Source organism: Nocardia sp. NPDC058499 (genome assembly GCF_042719915.1).
Classification (GTDB): domain Bacteria; phylum Actinomycetota; class Actinomycetes; order Mycobacteriales; family Mycobacteriaceae; genus Nocardia.
On the sequence record NZ_JBHXMZ010000003.1, the window covers coordinates 246,512 to 264,969 of the forward strand.

The window sequence follows — 18,458 nt, forward strand, 5'->3', positions numbered from 1 at the left end:
CGGTGAGCCGTCGCGGCAAATGAACACGCCGACGGTCGCGGGTCGCCTCACCGGCCGAGCGGCGCCTTCCGCCACATATTTTCGATAACTTGCTCAGCAGAGAGAGCGTCACCCTTTTTGTAGAAGTTGATCACAAACCTGCCGCGTACCGGGTCGTCCGGAAACCCAGTAAGGATGTCGGTGCCTATGCCGGCAGAACCGTGGCTGACGATCGGAAGTGGTGTCGGAAGGTCGGGGTGCCGCTCATTCCAGACACGCGCACCGGGCAGGGCGGCGGTACCGTCGATGTATGCCTTGGCCGCATCGGGGCTACCGAAGTCGAATACCTTGATGTAGTGGCTGATGTCCGCGTCTTCGCAACTGATGCCGTTCACGTATACGTTATCTTCGAGCAATAGTCCTGGCGCCTGGCCCGGGATCGCCGCGATGCACTGCAATTCTAGCCATCCCTTTCCGAACTCGCGGGAGGAGACCAGCTGCGGAAACGTCTCCGCGAGGGCTTGGTTCCGGCTCCCCCATTCTCTGGTGTCCCACTGAGCGATCAACCCAGGGAGGAATGTCGCAGCGGCAACGCCGAGGACCACGATAACGCCGAGGATGCCCCCCACCGCGATCAGCGCTTTGCGAGGACCCCGTCGCGCCGGGCGTGACGAGGGCAGCCCTGGCACGTATTGCATCGAAGGTATGGACTGCACAGGCACCGGAGCGCCCGGTGATACTGGCGTCGTCGCAACCGGGTGCGACGGGGCCGAGAGAGGCTGCGCAAGCACCGTCGGCGCTACCCGGCGCGGAGCAGGAGCGAATTCGACGGCAAACGCAGCCCGAGCAGCCGCAACAAATTCGCCGCAGCTCGCGAATCGCTCATCTGGCTGCTTGGCCATAGCCCGCGCAATGACCTCGTCGAGTACAGCGGGCAAGTCCGACCGAACCTCGGTCGTTCGTGGCGGCGGCTTGACCAGGTGCGCTGTGATCACCTGTCCCGCGTTGGTGTAGTCGTACGGTGCTCGTCCGGTCAACAGCATAAACAGAGTGCAGGCCAGCGAGTATTGGTCGGAGCGGTGATCGACTGGTGCGCTGGACAACTGCTCAGGTGAGGCGTAGGCGATTGTCGCGGTATATGATCCGTCGGCGGTGAGTCCGGCATCGGATTCCATCAATCGTGCGATACCGAAGTCGGTGAGCACGGCGCGTTCTTCGCGTCCGGCGTCGGCAGCGGCGAGCAGGATGTTGGCCGGCTTGACGTCTCGGTGCAGGATGCCACACGAGTGGGCGTAATCCAGTGCGTCACCCGTTTGTGCGATAACGCTCAGGGTCCGCCCCGGAGGCGAGTTATGTGGTGTGAGCTGCCCGGTGTGACCACCGCGGATGTACTGCATTGCGATCCAAAGATGCCCATCCGTGGCGCCGCAGTCGTACACGTCGACGATGTTCGGATGTTCGAGGCGTGCGATGACACCAGCTTCCTGCTCGAACCGCTGCCGCAGTTCTTTGTCGGCCGACGCGGTCGGGACCAGCAGCTTGAGTGCGACCTGCATCGGTAACCGTGGATGCCGGGCGAGATAGACCGTCCCCATTCCGCCTTCGCCGAGCACGCCCTCGATATCGTAGCCGGCGAACGAGTCGCCGACTCCTAGCCTCATCATCTCAGTTCTCCGTCCCCGCTCCCAGCGGCGCCTGCGGCCACCACTGCTCGAATACATCGGAAGCGTGGTGGTTTGCCCATTCGATCTCGAAGACGAATCTGGACCGCTGTTCGTCATCCGGGAAGCGCGTGTAAACGACACCGTTGGCAAAGGTGCCCGGCGTCGGCGGCTCAATGGTCACCGTCACCTGGCCGCCGGCACTCGGGTGCGTGACAACCTGATCGGCCGCACGATCACGGACAAAGCTATCGACGGTAGCAGCCGCCTCGGCTTCGCTGCCGTACATCTTCACCTGGTAGCTGATCCCAGTGTCGTTGTTCGAACATCTGATCGCGACCACCCGGCCGTCCATATAACTCGTCGAGTAGCAGGTTGCACCGAGCCACCCGACCGCAAACTGCGCTTCTGCCAGTAGATTCGGGAAGGCATTCGCAACAACCTGGTGCTCATCATCCCACCGGTTGATCCAGGCGGTGATGGCGTCGCGCTGCACGAACACTCCCGCCGCAACCAAGACAACCACGGCACCGATGCCCGCGAGTATTCGGAATGCAGGTGACTTTCGGCGCGGTGCGGGTACGACTCGCGCCTGCGCAGGCACCGCCTGGTAGGGACGCCCGCCGTGCATGTGCTTCTCCGCCGGATCAGGTTGATACATCAGACCCGACAGTTGGTGCCCTGCCATCTGCGCTGCCGGATTCACCACTGTTGCTGCTGGATTCAGGGCGGTGGCGGCCTGATTCACCACGGTCGGACCGGTATAAGCAGGAATTGGAACCGCCTTGCCGGCCAGCGCATCGGATGCAGCTGCGGCGAATTCTCCGCAGCTTCCGAACCGCTCCTCACGGTTCTTGGCCAGCGCCCGCGCGAAAACCTGATCGAGTGCCGGCGGTAGATCGGAGCGGAAGTTCCTCAGCTGCGGCACCGGCTTACTCAGGTGACCAGCTACCACCTGCCCGGGGCTGGTGTTCGCGTAAGGAGTTTGCCCGGCCAGCAGGGCGAACAGTGTGCAGGCGAGCGAATACTGATCGGCGCGATGGTCCACGTGCTCAGCGGACAACTGCTCCGGCGAGGCATATGCCAAGGTGGCGGTAAATGTACCCGTGGCGGTGAGCTTGGTACTGGAATCGAGCATGCGCGCGATACCGAAATCCGTCAGTACCGCACGTTCTTCCCGGCCCGTTTCCGACTGCGCCAGCAAAATATTGGCCGGCTTGACATCGCGATGCAGCACACCCTGCGCGTGCGCGTGATCGAGTGCCGCCGCGGTTTGGGTCACGATCCGCAGCGCGCGATCGAGAGTCATAGATCGCGGATCCAACTTTGCGACATCGCTGCCCCGGATGTATTGCATAGCAATCCACAGGTGACCGTTATCGGCGCCGCGGTCGTAAATTCCTACGATGCCTGGGTGATCCAACCGGGCGACGACATTGCCCTCCTGCTCGAACCGCCGCCGTACCTCGGGGTCGGCCGAGACGTCACGATTGACCAGTTTGAGCGCCACCGAACGCGGCAATCGAGGATGCCGAGCAAGGTAAACCGTGCCCATTCCGCCTTGACCGAGCACGCTTTCAATGGTGTACCCGGCGAAGGACCCGCCGATGCCAGCCTCCACCCCCACCCCTCCCAGTCAGCACTGCGATATCGGCATGCAGTGTAATCGCACCCCCTACAGCAACGCCGAGTGGCACGGTGACGCCTCGGCAAGGGTCGGCTCGCGCCCGCTAGAGATGTCCAGGGCCGTCACTCGATTCGCTCATGTCGAGGACGAACGGTGAGCTCGAGTTCGAGAGCGGAGAGTACGTCGAACAGTCGCTCGATCGCTTTCGTCGTATCGCCCTCTTCGAGTTGAGCGAGCGAATAGCGATTGGTTCGGGCGAGTTCTGCCAGTTCGGACTGTGTCATCCCCTGCGACTGACGGGCAGCACGGACCACGCGACCCAGCGCGGACGCTGACCGCACACGCAGCCCATCAGCGCTGCCCACCGTTGCCATAACGCCACATTAGAACCGAGACCACCCGGCGCCAAGAAATCGCCACATTGACACACGCTTGATGGGATGTGGCGATTTCTGAAACAAGTTCACCCGGCGTCGAGCAGTGGCGCCACACGCTTCAGTTGATCTACGTCGGGCACCGAAACCAGCAGCATGGTGACACCCGAGGCTTCCCAGACACCGATCTGCTCGCGGACTTGCGCCTCGTTGCCGATGATCGCCGTCTCCAGGACCAGTTCGTCGGGGACCGCCGCGGCCGCCTCGGCCTTCTTGCCCGCCTGGAACAGCGTGCCGATCTCGTCGACCTCCTTCTCGTAGCCCATCCGGCGATACACCTGCGCGTGGAAGTTGAGTTCCGGTGCACCCATCCCGCCGATGTAGAGGGAGGTGATCCAGCGCATCCGTTCGATCTCGGCGGCGACATCGTCGGTGATGATGACCTGGGCGGTGGCGGCGATTTCGAAGTCTTCCCGCGAACGCCGGGCACCCGGGCGGGCGAACCCTTCGTCGAGCCATTCGTTGTATACGCCGGCCATGCGGGGCGTGTAGTAGATCGCGAGCCAGCCGTCGGCGATCTCGGCGGTGAGCGCCACGTTCTTCGGGCCTTCGGCGCCCAGCCAGATCGGCAGATCTGCACGTAGCGGGTGGGTTATCGGCTTGAGCGGTTTGCCCAGGCCTGTGGCGCCCGCACCGCTGTAGGGCAGCGGGTAGTTCGGCCCGTCGTTGGTCACCGGCCCTTTACGGGCCAGCACCTTGCGCACGATATCGACGTACTCACGAGTGCGCTGCAACGGTTTGGCAAACGGCTGCCCGTACCAGCCTTCGACCACCTGCGGACCGGAGACGCCGAGCCCCAGAATGGCCCGGCCGCCGCTGAGATGATCGAGGGTAAGCGCGTGCATGGCCGTGGCCGTGGGGGTACGTGCGGACAGCTGCACCACCGAGGTGCCCAGCCGGACCCGTTCGGTCGCCGAACCCCACCAGGCCAGCGGGGTGAAGGCGTCCGACCCCCAGGATTCGGCGGCGAACACCGCGTCGAACCCGGCTTTCTCGGCGGCCACCACGACCTCCGCGGCGTGTTGCGGCGGCGCGGCGCCCCAGTATCCGAGCTGCAATCCGAACTTCACAACCGACCCCTTTCCGGCCTACTGCTTGCCAGCAGAATAAGAACCTGTTCTACTCGATATCGTGACTCATGGGAATACTGCACCCACGGTAATTACGCAGGAACGCCCGCCAGGACTGAAACCGAGCGATGTGCTCAGTGCGCCCTTGCGGATGGAGTTCGACTACACGCGTTCTGTGGGACCCATCATCGGCAAGTTCCTCACCGGCCTGCGCGAACGACGCATCTTCGGTATCCGGGGCTCGGACGGCCGGGTGCTCGTGCCGCCGGCCGAATTCGACCCGGTGACCGCCGACCCGCTGTCGGAGTTCGTGGAGGTCGCCACCACCGGCACCGTCAAATCCTGGACCTGGGTTCGCGATGTGCTGCCCGACCAGCCCTTCGACCGGCCGTTCGCCTATGCGCTGATCCAGCTGGACGGCGCCGATACCGCACTGCTGCACGCGGTGGATGTGCAGAGCCCTGAGCAGATGAGCACCGGTATGCGGGTGACCGCCCGCTGGGCCGGCGAGCTCACCGGGACCATCCACGACATCGTCTGCTTCGAACCCGGTGACGCCCCGACGGCGGAACCGGCGCCGGCCTCGGATGCCGAACCGGTCACCATGATCACCACCCCCATCGGGATGGATTACAAGCACACCGCCTCGCCCGAGGAATCCGCCCTCCTGCGTGGTCTCAAAGAAGGCAAGATCACCGGCGCCCGGGCCGATGCGAACAGCAAGGTGTACTTCCCGCCGCGCGGCGTCGATCCCGTCGACGGCCGGTCCACCGGGGAAATCGTGGAACTGGCCGAGACCGGCACGGTCACCACCTTCTGCATCGTCAACGTGCCTTTCATGGGGCAGCGGATCAAGCCGCCCTATGTGGCCGCGTATGTGCTGCTCGACGGCGCGGATATCCCCTTCCTGCATCTGGTGCTCGGCTGCGACGCCAGCGAGGTGCGGATGGGGATGCGGGTCAAGCTGGTCTGGAAGCCGCGTGAGGAGTGGGGCCACACCATGGCCAATATCTCCCACTTCGAACCGACCGGCGAGCCGGATGCCGACTACGACACCTACAAGCATCACCTGTGAGAGGGCTCCCCGCGTGACCATCACCGAGCGTTCCATCGACAACGCCACCGAGATCGCCGTCGTCGGCTTCGCGCACGCACCGCATGTGTCGGAGACCTACGGCACCACCAACGGCGTGGAGATGCTGGTTCCCTGTTTCCAGCAGCTCTACGACCAGTTGGGTATCACCAAGTCCGATATCGGCTTCTGGTGCTCCGGCTCGTCGGATTACCTGGCCGGCCGGTCCTTCTCGTTCATCTCCGCGATCGACTCGATCGGCGCCGTCCCGCCGATCAACGAATCGCATGTGGAGATGGACGCTGCCTGGGCCCTGTACGAGGCGTGGGTGAAAATCCGCTCCGGACAGGTCGAGACGGCTCTCGTCTACGGCTTCGGAAAATCCTCCGCGAGCACCCTGCGCAAGGTCCTCACCACCCAGCTCGACCCCTACCTGGTCGCGCCGCTGTGGCCGGATTCGCTGTCCGTCGCCGGGCTGCAGGCCCGCGCCGGGCTCGACGCCGGACGCTGGACCGAACGCGATATGGCCGCGGTCTCGGCCGCCCACACCGTCGACGGTAAATCGGTCGACGATCTGCTCGCCGCGCCCTACGTCGCCGACCCGCTGCGGGAACACGACTGTGCCCCCATCACCGACGGCGCCGCCGCGATCGTGCTCGCCGCCGGCAACCGCGCCCGCGAACTGTGCGAACGTCCGGCCTGGATCACCGGAATATCGCATCGGATCGATTCCAGTGTGCTGGGCGCCCGCGATCTGACCGTCTCCCCCTCGGCGGCCGCCGCCGGGCAGGCCGTGACGAACGGCGATACCAGCGGTATCGACGTCGCCGAACTGCACGCACCCTTCAGCCACCAGCAGCTCATCCTCGCCGAGGCGCTGGGGCTGAAACCGGAGACCAAGGTCAATCCGACCGGCGGCGCGCTGGCCGCCAACCCCATGTTCGCCACCGGGCTGGAACGCATCGGCTACGCCGCGCTGCCCATCATGGCGGGCACCGCCGAGCGCACGCTGGCCCATGCCACCAGCGGCCCGGCCCTGCAACAGAACCTTGTGACAGTCCTGGATTCGGAGGCCCGCCGATGAGTTTCCCCGCCGCGGTGCTGGGCACCGGACAGACCCACCACGTCGCCAAGCGCGGCGATGTCTCGATGGCCGGGATGTGCCGGGAGGCGATCGACCGGGCGCTGACCGACTCCGGCCTGACCATGGCCGATATCGACGCCATCGTGATCGGTAAGGCCCCGGACATGTTCGAGGGCATGATGATGCCCGAGCTGTACCTGGCGGATGCGCTGGGTGCGCCCGGGAAACCGCTGCTTCGCGTGCACACCGCCGGTTCGGTCGGCGGTTCCACGGCATGCGTGGCCGCCAATATGGTGCAGGGCGGTGTGCACGAGAAGGTGCTCGCCATCACCTGGGAGAAGCAGTCGGAATCGAATGCCATGTGGGCACTGTCGATTCCGGTGCCGTTCACCATGCCGGTGGGCGCCGGTGCGGGCGGCTACTTCGCGCCCCATGTGCGGTCCTATATCCGCCGCTCGAACGCGCCGCTGCACGTGGGTGCGATGGTTGCCGCGAAGGATCGCCGCAACGGGGCGAAGAACCCGCACGCCCACCTCAAGCAGGGTGACAAAACCATGGAAGAGGTCCTCGCCTCGCAGATGCTGTGGGACCCCATCCGGTTCGACGAAACCTGCCCCTCCTCCGACGGCGCCTGCGCCGTGGTGGTCGGCGGCGAGGAATCGGCCACCGCGGTGGAGGCCTCCGGTAAGAAGGTCGGCTGGATCCACGCCACCGCCATGCGCACCGAACCGCTGGCCTACGCCGGCCGCGACCAGGTGAACCCGCAGGCCGGACAGGATGCGGCCAAGGCGCTCTGGGAGCAGGCCGGGATCACCGACCCGCTGGCCGAGATCGATGCCGCCGAAATCTATGTGCCCTTCTCCTGGTTCGAGCCGATGTGGCTGGAGAACCTCGGCTTCGCCGCCCAGGGCGACGGCTGGAAACTCACCGACAAAGGGGAAACCGAAATCGGCGGCACGCTGCCGGTGAACCCGTCGGGCGGGGTGCTCTCGTCCAACCCGATCGGCGCCTCCGGCATGATCCGCTTCGCCGAAGCCGCCAAACAGGTGATGGGCCGGGCCGGTGACTACCAGGTCGAGAACGCCCGCAAGGCGTTCGGCCACGCCTACGGTGGTGGCTCGCAGTACTTCTCGATGTGGGTCGTCGGGTCGGAACGCCGATGACGCTGAAGTTCAGCCTCGGGGTCGCGCTCAGCCCGCTGGAACAGCTGCCCGAACTGGCGAAAACGGCGGAGGAGGTCGGGTTCAGCTCGATCGCGCTGCCGGATTCGCTGTTCTATATGAAATCGCAGGCGGCGAAATATCCGTACACCCCGGACGGCGCCCGATTCTGGGGCCCGGACACCCCGTGGGTGGATCCGTTGATCGCCGCGACCGCCATGGCCGCGGTGACCACCCGGCTCCGCTTCTACACCAATGTGCTCAAACTGGGTTCCCGGAATCCGCTGCTGCTGGCCCGCCAGGTCGGTTCGGTGGCGAACCTGTCCGGCAACCGGTTCGGGTTCGGCGTGGGGATCGGCTGGGCGCCGGAGGAGTTCGAATGGTGCGGGGTGCCGTATGCGCGCCGCGGCGCGCGGGTCGACGAGATGATCGAGGTCATCAAGAAGGCCCTCGCGGGCGGCATGGTCGAGTACCACGGTGAGTTCTTCGATTTCGACGAACTGCAGATGAGTCCGGCGCCGAGCGAACCGGTTCCGTTCTACATCGGCGGGCATACCGAGGTAGCGCTGCGCCGGGCGGCCCGGGTGGGCGACGGCTGGACCTCGGCAATGATGAAATTCGATGATCTCCAGACCACCGTCGCCCGGCTCGGTGAACTACGCGCCGAACACGGCCGAGCCGACGTGCCGTTCGAAATCCAGGCGGTCTGCGTGGACAAGTTCGGCCGCGACGGCTACCAGGAGCAGTACGACGCCGGCGTCACCGACGCCATCGTGATCCCCTGGCTGGCCGCCGGTATCGGATTCGACGGAGATATCGAGGCGAAGAAGGACGCGCTACGCAAATTCGCCGACGAGAACATCCAGAACCCGATCACCTGAGCGCGCAACCAGCACGCTTGTCGAGAGGAACTCATGAGCAGCGACGAACATCCCGCACGCGCGGCCGGGCTGGCCTCGCAGGCCGCTGTCCGCGCCCGGGACAAGGACGCCTGGCTCGCGCTGTTCGCGCCGGACGGGATCGTGGAGGATCCGATCGGACCCTCCGGTTTCGACCCCGAAGGCAAGGGACACCGCGGCCCCGAGGCCATTTCGGCGTTCTGGGACAAGGCGATCGCGGGAACCGATTCGATCGAGTTCCTGTTCGGTGACTCCTTCGCCTGCGGCGCGGAGGTCGCGTTCACCGGCACGATCCGCAGCACCATCGGCGGGCATCGCATCGACGCCGAAGGTGTTTTCACCTACAAGGTGGACGACTCCGGGAAGATTCTGGCGCTGCGCGCGTTCTGGGAAGTAGATCGCGCGATGGCCACGGCCACCCCGGTCGGCTGATCGGCGCCGGGCCGACCCCTCACGGTCCGCCCGCCGATCGGCTTTTTGTACCGAATCGGCCCCGCACCCTTCTAGAGTGCGGGGCCGATTCGCGTTCGCCCAGTGACAACCCCGACCGCGACGATCCGTCACGCAGTTCGAAACGACAGGTACGCCCGCCTCGGAGAATCATCTGCCTGTTGCACCACGGACGGGGGGAATCCGGCCCCGCCGACGATCCCGGCCCTGACCGCCGGCCCTGACCGCCGGCCATGGCACCGGCCGGTGGGCGGCCCGATCGCCCCGGCCTCGAAGGGATCGCTCCTGGCCACTGGAAAAGAAAAGCTTCGGCCCCGCACCCGAAAGGATGCGGGGCCGAACTGTGGCCGCGCCGCCGCCACAACGGCGCGGCGCACACTTGATTCCGGCTACGGACCGGCCCCGGACACCAGCGGTGCCCGGGGCCGGAGGCTGATGCCGCGGCGCTCAGCTCGCGGTCTGCCCCGTCACCGGGCAGGTCTTGTAGTCGACCTGGAATTCCTTGACACCGTTCAGCCAGCCGGAACGCAGCCGCCGCGGATCGCCCAGCTTGGAGATATCGGGCATATGGTCGGCGATCGCGTTGAAGATCAGGTCGATCTCCAGCTTGGCCAGGTTGGCGCCGATGCAGTAGTGCGCCCCGGTACCACCGAAGGCCACATGCTGGTTGTCCTCGCGCAGGATGTCGAACTTCATGGGGTTCTCGAAGACATCTTCGTCGAAGTTCGCCGCCCGGTACACCATCAGTACCCGCTGGCCCTTCTTGATCTGGACACCGTTGAGTTCGGTGTCCTCGAGGGCGGTGCGCTGGAAGGTGGTGATCGGGCTGGCCCAGCGGATGATCTCGTCGGCCGTGGTCTTGGGGCGTTCCTTCTTGTAGAGCTCCCACTGATCCGGGTTCTCCAGGAAGGCGATCATGCCGTGGGTGATGGCGTTACGGGTGGTCTCGTTACCCGCGACCGCCAGCAGCATCACGAAGAATCCGAATTCCTCGGATTTGAGGGCTTCACCGTCGATATCGGCCTCGACCAGGGTGGTGACGATATCGTTGGCCGGGCAGGCCTTACGGGCCTCGGCCATCGCATAGGCGTAGCCGAGCAGTTCGGTGGAGGCCTGCACCGGGTCCACGTCGATTTCCGGATCGTCGTAGCCGGTCATCTCATTGGACCAGGTGAACACCTTCATCCGGTCTTCCTGCGGCACACCGATCAGCTCGGCGATCGCCTGCAGGGGCAGTTCGCAGGCGATCTGGGTGACGAAATCGCCCGACCCGGTCTCGGCCGCGGCCTTGACGATGGCCTCGGTGCGCTTGGACAGTTCGTCGCGCAGCGAGTTGATCGCGCGCGGCGTGAACCCACGCGAGATGATCTTGCGCATCCGGGTGTGCTCGGGCGGGTCCATGTTCAGCAGGATGAAACGCTGCAGTTCGATCTGCTCGCGCTCGATATCGTCGTTGAAACGCGGGAGCGCCGTGTTCTCGTAGGTCGAGAAGACATCACTGCGCCGCGAGACCTCCTTGATGTCGGCATGCTTGGTGACGACCCAGAAGCCGTCGTCGTGGAAACCACCGACCTCGGGCGATTTCTCCTGCCACCAGATCGGCGCGGTACGGCGGAGTTCGGCGAACTCTTCGACCGGTACCCGCTGCATGTACATATCGGGGTCCGTGACGTCGAACCCGTCCGGCAGGTTCGGCCGGCCCATGCGCGTATCCACCACCAGATGTCTCCTTCGACAAACTGAAACACGTTCTACAATCATTGAAGCACAGGCATAAGAACGAGGAAAGAAAGCGGACTGAACTTACCTCCGCCCATGTGCGGAACACGTTACAGTTTTCTGTCCGAAACGAAAGGTTCAAGATGGGCACACCCGTTATCGTCGAGGCAGCTCGCACCCCCATCGGTAAGCGCAACGGCTGGCTTTCCGGGCTCCACGCGGCCGAGATCCTCGGTCTCGCCCAGCGCGGACTGCTCGATCGCGCCCACCTCGATCCTGCCAAGGTCGAGCAGATCATCGGCGGCTGCGTCACCCAGGCCGGCGCCCAGTCCAACAACATCACGCGGACCGCCTGGCTCGCCGCCGGACTGCCGTGGCAGATCGGCGCCACGACCATCGACGCCCAGTGCGGTTCGGCCCAGCAGGCCAACCATCTCATCGCCGGGCTGATCGCCACCGACGCCATCGATATCGGGGTCGCGTGCGGTGTCGAGGCGATGAGCCAGGTGCCGCTGGGCGCCAACGTCGGCGACCAGGCCGGTCCGCGGCGGCCCGCCTCCTGGGATATCGATATGCCCAACCAGTTCGAGGCAGCCGAGCGGATCGCCAAGCGGCGCGGCATCACTCGCGAAGATGTCGACGCGCTCGGTGCCCGGTCGCAGCGGCTGGCCGCCCAGGCCTGGTCCGAGGGCCGCTTCGACCGCGAGGTACTCACGATCACCGCCCCGGTGGTCGACAAGGAGGGCAACCCGACCGGCGAGAAGCAGGAAGTAAGCCGCGACCAGGGGCTGCGGGAAACCAGCGCGGAGAGCCTGGCCAAGCTGAAGCCGGTACTGGAGGGCGGTATCCACACCGCCGGCACCTCCTCGCAGATCTCCGACGGTGCCGCGGCAGTACTGCTCATGGACGAGAAGGCCGCCGTACGAGAGGGTCTGCGGCCGCGGGCCCGGGTGGTGACCCAGTGCCTCGTGGGTTCGGAGCCGGAGTTCCACCTCGACGGACCCGTGCAGGCCTGCAGCCGGTTGCTCGAACGGTCCGGGATGAGCATCGGCGATATTGATCTGTTCGAGATCAATGAGGCTTTCGCCTCTGTCGCTTTGTCGTGGGCTCAGGTCCACAAGCCGGATTTCGACCGGGTAAATGTGAACGGCGGCGCGATCGCGCTGGGCCATCCGGTCGGCTCGACGGGATCCCGGTTGATCACCACCGCCCTGCATGAACTCGAACGGTCCGATCGCAGTACCGCAATGGTTCTCATGTGCGCCGGTGGCGCACTCGCGACCGGAACGATCATCGAACGGCTGTGACGGTCCGTCGAATTCGCCGACGATGATCCAGCGGATCCGGGGTGTTAGTGCCCCTTCACAGGCATGGGCCCCGGATCTCCGTAATTTCCACACGTAGGTTGAACGTTCATCTCACCGTTGAGCAGACGTGTCGTACGCCACACAAAGTGCTATACAGCGCCCCAGAAGGGGCATCAGCAATCCGAAGGCTACCCTCCGCCCGCCCGGGAAGACCCCCGGGAGGGGCGGCTACCTGGCGGTATTAGCAGCCCACAAGTTCCGTGCGGGGTAACCCGCAAACGCGATACCGCGGTCCACTTCCCCGGATACAACCTAGAAGCTTCAAGGAAATCCTGAATCAGGCGTAGGTTTTCAGTTACTGAGCCGCTAATATCAATGATAGGTATCCGAGATAACGACTGTTAGTACAGTGAAGGGAATTGGGCGGCTCACAATGGCTGATTTCGCGGCGCGGCTGAACAAGCTGTTCGAAACCGTGCATCCCCCGGGGCGTAAGCCGCACACCAATGCAGAGGTAGCGGCCGCACTGACGGCATCCGGTCATCCGATCTCCAAACCGTATCTGTCGCAGTTACGGTCGGGCCAGCGGACGAATCCGTCCGATGAGACGGTCGCCGCCCTGGCGAAGTTCTTCAAGGTCAAGCCCGACTACTTCTTCAACGACATCTACGCCGCGAAGATCGACCACGACCTCGAACTCCTGGCGCAGCTACAGGGTTACGGGCTGCGTCGGCTGTCCAGCCGGGCCTTCGACCTCTCCGAGGAGTCGCAGAACCTGCTGACCTCCATGGCGGAGAAACTGCGTGCCAGCGAGGGGTTGCCCGAAGTTCCTCCGGACGGAACGGAATAGAACCGGAAAACAGGCACGGTGCAGTCATCATCGGGATCGCACCGTGCCTGTTCCCGCCAGGGGCCACCGCCATACCGGCAGACTGGGCATGGAAAATTTCTACGGCATAAGAATCGAACGGCCTCGAGATCTGCGGTGTCCGATAATCACGGTACCGACCACTCGGCATGATTCCCGAGCCGCCCCGAGTGTTATCACAGTGACGTAACGGACGCACCTGCATACCTCGGGCAACTAGCGCGCAGCGGGCTCCGGTTGCGCGGCCTGTTCCGGCAGCGCGTCGAAGGCCTGGGCGATCGCCCGCACCCAGCCGCGCGGGCTGATCCCCTCCGGCGGGGCGATCCACCGGGCATCCACCACGGCCGGTCCCAGCGGATGTTTGGCCCACTCGGCAACACGCTCGGCCCGCCGGCCGATCGCCGCCGGGGGGTCACCGGCGGCAGCGATCTCCACCCCGCCCCCCGACTGCAAGTACAGTGCGTCCATGATCTGCGCCACCCGATCCGAGGCCTTGAGCTGGGTGGATGTCCCGGTCTCCTCCTGAACCACCTCCGGGAACCGCTTCACCATCACCTTGTGCAGGCTCTGCACGCGGCGCAGCAACAACCGCGCCCGCAACCACATCTCGACCACGATCCACACCGCACCGAACGCGATCAGCAGCGCGGCAACCTGCCACAGCGGCCACGCCCACGTCGGCTTACCCGGCTCGGCGCCGGGAGCATCGGTGAGGCCGCGCTGGATCTGCCCGGCAGCCAGCCCGATCACCAATGCCGTTCCGGCGATATAGATCGCGATACCACGGCCCAGCGCCGTCCAGCTGAGATTGCGCAGACCGGTCACGACAATGAAAATCCCTGCCGCCGCGACCACCGCCCAGCCGAGGGTGAACGACCACAGCACCGCGGCGACGATCGCCAGCACCCCGAGACCGTAAACCCCCCAGGCGATCTGGCGCAGATTCCGGCGGGAAACCACCGGCCAGGCCGCGGAGGCGACCACCGAGGTCGCGGTGACGAACAGCAACCAGGCACCGACGACCACGCCCTCGGACAGCAACCCACCGGGCAGACCGCCCGGCAATAAGTTGTCGATCGCCAGGCCCACATCGGGTATCGCCGCGGTACAGGCCAGAGCGACGGCAGCGACGGCGACCACGATCGCCACCCGGGCGGTCGTCGCCGGCTTGACGAGAACACGCCCCACCCGGGCGCCGGCGGCGACCCAAACCAGGAGGGCGGTCAACCAGAAGGTCATCCCAGAGCCTCATCGAATCGAAGGACCGAGACGCCCGCGCCCCGGCTGTTGAAAACGCGCAAACGTGTCATCAGCATGGCGGCGAACGTTTCGGCCTCCCATTCGGCTTGGTCGTTCTCGCCGTCCTCGACGGCGGTCTGATGCGCACGCTGGCTCAGCATGTAGGCGATCAGATCGTCACTCACCTCGAGCGTCACCTCGGTCGCCGGGGCACCCTCGTGGTCGAAGACGATATGGCCCAGCTCGTGCGCGAGCGTATGGTCGCGACTCGGCAGCGCGCTGGCCAGCACGATGATGTCCTTGGCCGGGTAGTACCGCCGCTGCCCGCAGACACCGGGGCCGAGATCGGCATCGGTGATCTCGATCGGCCGCCCCCGCTCGGCGGCCACCGCCTCCACCACCTGGTCCAAAGTGGTGGCGTCGGCGTCGGCGGCGATCGCGCACACCGCGTCCACGGCGGCCGCGACGCGGCGATAGGCACGAGTACTTTGTGTTTTGCTCTGTGTCATCGCAATCACGCACCCGTTCCGAAGAATTCGGAGCGCGCGGCATCGATCCGCGCCTGTGCCTGGGCGGCGCTCTGATAGCTCATCACGGCCGAACCGCCACCGGCGATGGCCAAGGCGACGAGCCCGCCGATCACCGACAGCAGCGCCGGTTCCGGCAGCACGCCTTCGGCGCTGGTCGGACGCACTGTGTGATTCGGCGGTGCGGCGGCCACCGGCGGCGCGCTCGGGGCCGGCGCCGGAGCACCGGGTGCGGCGGGGGCCGCGGGAGCGGGGAGACCCGCCCCTACCGCGACATCCACCACGCTGGGTGCGCCGGGGCCGGCACCGGCGCCGCCGGGCGCGGGCAGCGCCAGCGGCGGCCCGACCGGAGCGGGCGGTACCGGCGGCAGCGGTAACAGGAGAAGTAGCAGCGGGGCGGCCGAACCCACACCGGCCGACCCCAGGGCCGCCGAACCGGTCGCCGCGGAACCGGCGGCTGCCGACCCCGTGGCCGCGGAACCCACTGCGGCCGAACCGAGCCCGGCCGAACCGGTACCGAGCACTCCGACCCCGGCCGAACCGAGGGCCGCCGAGCCGGTGCCCAGCACCCCCGCACCAGCGGAACCCACTGCGGCCGAGCCCGTTCCGAGCAACGCCGAACCGGTACCGAGGCCGGCCGAACCGGTGGCCCCCAGACCGACTCCGGCGGAACCCACTGCGGCGGAACCGGTACCGAGTGCAGCAGAACCCGTTCCCGCAGCCGCGGAGCCGGTTACAGCCAGAGGCGCGAGCGCCGCCGAACCGACCGCTGCCGAACCGGTACCGAGAATCGTGCCGAGCGCGGTGCCCAGACCGATGGGGCCCACGGGTTCGGCAACCTCACTGGGTGCGGGCGCCGATGCGGCAGGAGCCGCGGAGTCAACTCTCGGACCGGTCTCTGCGGAGCTATCGCGGCCCGGGATATCCAGGGTCTGCCATTGCGCAACCTCGCCGGGTTCCGAACCACTGTTCCCGGTGGCGCCTGGCGACCCGCTCGACTCCGGGGCCGAGGGAACACCGGCCGGCGCGGGCGGCGCATCAGCGGGCGCGGGTGCGCCGGCACTGCCGGTACCGAGGCCGGCGTCCGGGCGGTCGCTCTGCCCCGGTGCGGCGACCCCGGGCCCTGCGGGTGCGCCCGGCGCCTCATGCGACCGGCCGGGAATCCCGAGGGGGGCGCTGGGGCCTGGTTCGGGCCCGGTATCGGCGGGCGGCATGAACCCGTTCCCACCACTTCCGGTCGGCCCCTGCTCCACCTTGGGCGAGCGGCCCGGTTCGGCGGCTGCGTATCCCGGCCCCCCGAGTAGCGCCAGGCAACCTACCGCCCCGGCTACTGCGAGTAATCGCTTGCTGCGACCAACGGCCATGCGCCAGCCATCCCCTCGATCGATATTGCGGATCCCCCGGTGATGACGCCTTCCGGGCAGAACGAACAGATGGTTGCCCATGGTAAACCAGGGCCCTGACCGGCGCATAACAAAGTCGCGAGACAACAGCCGACCCAGGCTCCGGCGCAGGTGGAGCGACAGGCCACAGCGGCGATATCACGATCGAGCATGGGATTACTCACAGTTACCACTCGGCGGATCAGGTAACTGCGCCCCCGTACACCGGCAGATTCCGGGCGGCGACCAATGCCCGTCACCCGCGGCCGGCGTCGTCGGATTCGGCCCGGCTCTGGTTGGCCGACCGGAGCTCGTCGCCGGCGCTGCGCCAAGGCACCCCCGGCCGGAGAACGCCATCGACCGCTCCGTACCAGTGGCCGGCGGCGAGCACTCCCCAGCTCTCCACACCCCCCGGACCGGGCAAATCTCCACACCCCCCGAACCGGGCAAACCATCCGTCCGCGCCCGGTGTCATCCGAAGTACGAGCTGCACCGGAAACGAACCCGCGGGTCACGCCCGAGCCGCCATCGTGGCGGAGGAACGGTTTCGCGGGTGCGCTCACCCGACCATCCGGGCTCCGGACCCGTCCCACCGCAGCGCGGGCGATGTCCAGAGACATCCCTGGCCCGTCGGCGGTGAATCGTGCATCGCCTGTGTACGCAGGCAGCAATCGGGCACAATCGCCGCGACAGTGGCTCAGCAAGCGCCGCGGGTGTTCGTTCAACGGCACCCGAATGTCTGCTAGTCCGGGCCGGGAAGTCGGGCATGCGGCCGCGGAGGTTGCAGCGCGCCCGAAACCATGCCGTCCCACGGCTTGCTCGACTGCATGGGACGCGACCGGATCGAGTACGGGGCTTCAACTGCGGAGCGGCGCTACTCGGGCTTGCGCCAGGGCGACCGCAGGCGCGCCGGACGGAGACGGCGGGTCGGCGCCCGCGCGGTACACCGCGTTCTGTCGCCAGTCCGTCAACGGGCGCAGAGCAACCCGGCGGGCGCAGACTCGACCATGCGGCCCGCCGGGTACTCGGAGAAGGCCGGCTACGCTCCGTAGACCGGCTCCGGCGCGGCGCCCTTCGAGATCAGTTCCGCCACCACCGGGCCGAGCTCGGCCGGGTCCCAGCGGGTTCCACGGTCCACCGGGACGCCGTGGTGCCAGCCTTCGGCCAGGGCGATACGACCGCCCTCGACCTCGAACATCCGGCCGGTGATCCCGGCCGATTCCGGGCTGCCCAGCCACACCACGATCGGCGAGATGTTCTCCGGCGCCATGGCGTCGAAACCATCCTCCGGCTTGGCCATCATGTCCGCGAAAACCGTTTCGGTCATCCGGGTGCGGGCCGAGGGCGCGATGGCGTTCACGGTGATGCCGTAGCGGCCGAATTCCGCCGACGCGGTGAGAGTCAGGCCGGCGATACCGGCTTTGGCGGCGCCGTAGTTGCCCTGGCCGACGCTGCCCTGCAGGCCGGCGCCGGAGCTGGTGTTGATGATCCGGGCGTCGACCGGACGGCCGGCCTTGGATTCCGCGCGCCAATACGCGGCCGCGTGCCGCATGGTGGCGAAATGGCCCTTCAGATGGACCCGGACCACCGAATCCCATTCGTCTTCGGCGAGATTGACCAGCATGCGGTCGCGGACGAAGCCGGCGTTGTTGACGAGTACATCGAGCCCGCCGAAGGTATCCACGGCCTGCTGGATCAGCCGCTGCGAACCGTCCCAGCTCGCCACATCGTCGCCGTTGGCGACGGCTTCGCCGCCGGCCGCGCGGATTTCGGAAACAACCTGCTCGGCAGGCGTTTCCGCCGTGGATTCACCGCTGAGGCTGGTGCCGATGTCATTGACCACGACCTTCGCGCCCGCGGCCGCGAAGGCCAATGCGTGCGCGCGGCCGATTCCCCGGCCGGCGCCGGTGACGATGACTATCCGTCCGGCGCAGATGCCCTCGGTTGCCATATCCGTTCCTATCGTCGATGGTCGTAACT

General features: G+C 66.5%; 16 protein-coding genes. 7 read left to right on the forward strand and 9 right to left on the reverse strand.

The window, feature by feature from the left end; genetic code table 11:
- Positions 1-47 precede the first annotated feature (47 nt).
- The 4 genes from ACFWPH_RS11290 to ACFWPH_RS11305 all read right to left on the reverse strand — a co-directional run bounded on the left by ACFWPH_RS11290 (position 48) and on the right by ACFWPH_RS11305 (position 4,771).
- A complete protein-coding gene (locus tag ACFWPH_RS11290) occupies positions 48-1,643 on the reverse strand; it encodes a serine/threonine-protein kinase (protein WP_378749929.1) in 1,596 nt (531 codons plus the stop codon).
- Between the two features lies 1 nt (position 1,644).
- Complete coding sequence (locus tag ACFWPH_RS11295) at positions 1,645-3,261, reverse strand: serine/threonine-protein kinase (RefSeq protein WP_378749931.1); 1,617 nt, start codon at positions 3,259-3,261, stop codon at positions 1,645-1,647.
- Between the two features lie 128 nt (positions 3,262-3,389).
- On the reverse strand, positions 3,390-3,641 hold the full coding sequence (locus ACFWPH_RS11300; protein WP_378749933.1) for a helix-turn-helix domain-containing protein: 252 nt from the start codon (positions 3,639-3,641) through the stop codon (positions 3,390-3,392).
- Positions 3,642-3,730: 89 nt separating this feature from the next.
- A complete protein-coding gene (locus tag ACFWPH_RS11305; RefSeq protein WP_378749935.1) occupies positions 3,731-4,771 on the reverse strand; it encodes an LLM class F420-dependent oxidoreductase in 1,041 nt (346 codons plus the stop codon).
- Between the two features lie 61 nt (positions 4,772-4,832).
- Between ACFWPH_RS11305 and ACFWPH_RS11310 the strand changes: the two genes are divergently transcribed.
- From ACFWPH_RS11310 to ACFWPH_RS11330, 5 genes are read left to right on the forward strand one after another with little or no spacing between them, the layout of a single operon-like run.
- Positions 4,833-5,846, forward strand: a complete 1,014-nt coding sequence (locus ACFWPH_RS11310) for a Zn-ribbon domain-containing OB-fold protein (RefSeq protein WP_378749937.1) — start codon at positions 4,833-4,835, stop codon at positions 5,844-5,846.
- Between the two features lie 13 nt (positions 5,847-5,859).
- Positions 5,860-6,927: a thiolase domain-containing protein gene (locus tag ACFWPH_RS11315; protein WP_378749939.1), complete on the forward strand. Its 1,068-nt coding sequence runs from the start codon at positions 5,860-5,862 to the stop codon at positions 6,925-6,927.
- The gene (locus ACFWPH_RS11320; RefSeq protein WP_378749941.1) at positions 6,924-8,090 is read left to right on the forward strand and encodes a thiolase domain-containing protein; all 1,167 of its coding nucleotides are present in this window, start codon (positions 6,924-6,926) and stop codon (positions 8,088-8,090) included. The genes ACFWPH_RS11315 and ACFWPH_RS11320 overlap by 4 nt, the downstream gene beginning before the upstream one ends.
- A 2-nt stretch (positions 8,091-8,092) precedes the next feature.
- Positions 8,093-8,968 carry a TIGR03619 family F420-dependent LLM class oxidoreductase gene (locus tag ACFWPH_RS11325; RefSeq protein ID WP_378750652.1) on the forward strand — a complete coding sequence of 292 codons (876 nt, stop codon included), beginning with the start codon at positions 8,093-8,095 and terminating at the stop codon, positions 8,966-8,968.
- A gap of 33 nt (positions 8,969-9,001) precedes the next feature.
- Positions 9,002-9,418 carry a nuclear transport factor 2 family protein gene (locus ACFWPH_RS11330; RefSeq protein ID WP_033244047.1) on the forward strand — a complete coding sequence of 139 codons (417 nt, stop codon included), beginning with the start codon at positions 9,002-9,004 and terminating at the stop codon, positions 9,416-9,418.
- Positions 9,419-9,883: 465 nt separating this feature from the next.
- Here the strand turns inward: ACFWPH_RS11330 and ACFWPH_RS11335 are convergent, their stop codons facing one another.
- Positions 9,884-11,140: a cytochrome P450 gene (locus ACFWPH_RS11335; protein ID WP_378750654.1), complete on the reverse strand. Its 1,257-nt coding sequence runs from the start codon at positions 11,138-11,140 to the stop codon at positions 9,884-9,886.
- A gap of 158 nt (positions 11,141-11,298) precedes the next feature.
- Between ACFWPH_RS11335 and ACFWPH_RS11340 the strand changes: the two genes are divergently transcribed.
- Together ACFWPH_RS11340 and ACFWPH_RS11345 are read left to right on the forward strand one after the other, a co-directional pair.
- Positions 11,299-12,462 (forward strand): steroid 3-ketoacyl-CoA thiolase, encoded by a 1,164-nt coding sequence (locus tag ACFWPH_RS11340; RefSeq protein ID WP_378749943.1) that lies wholly within the window; start codon positions 11,299-11,301, stop codon positions 12,460-12,462.
- Between the two features lie 433 nt (positions 12,463-12,895).
- Positions 12,896-13,312 (forward strand): helix-turn-helix domain-containing protein, encoded by a 417-nt coding sequence (locus ACFWPH_RS11345; protein WP_033244044.1) that lies wholly within the window; start codon positions 12,896-12,898, stop codon positions 13,310-13,312.
- 234 nt (positions 13,313-13,546) lie between these two features.
- Here the strand turns inward: ACFWPH_RS11345 and ACFWPH_RS11350 are convergent, their stop codons facing one another.
- The 4 genes from ACFWPH_RS11350 to ACFWPH_RS11365 form a co-directional block, all read right to left on the reverse strand.
- Entirely contained in the window at positions 13,547-14,569 is a 1,023-nt protein-coding gene (locus ACFWPH_RS11350; RefSeq protein ID WP_378749945.1) for a hypothetical protein, read from the reverse strand.
- Positions 14,566-15,078, reverse strand: coding sequence for an ImmA/IrrE family metallo-endopeptidase (locus tag ACFWPH_RS11355; RefSeq protein WP_378749947.1), 513 nt, complete (start codon positions 15,076-15,078; stop codon positions 14,566-14,568). The genes ACFWPH_RS11350 and ACFWPH_RS11355 overlap by 4 nt, the downstream gene beginning before the upstream one ends.
- A gap of 5 nt (positions 15,079-15,083) precedes the next feature.
- The gene (locus ACFWPH_RS11360; RefSeq protein ID WP_378749949.1) at positions 15,084-15,923 is read right to left on the reverse strand and encodes a hypothetical protein; all 840 of its coding nucleotides are present in this window, start codon (positions 15,921-15,923) and stop codon (positions 15,084-15,086) included.
- A 1,594-nt stretch (positions 15,924-17,517) separates the two neighbouring features.
- Positions 17,518-18,429, reverse strand: a complete 912-nt coding sequence (locus ACFWPH_RS11365) for an SDR family oxidoreductase (RefSeq protein ID WP_378749951.1) — start codon at positions 18,427-18,429, stop codon at positions 17,518-17,520.
- Between the last annotated feature and the right edge of the window lie 29 nt (positions 18,430-18,458).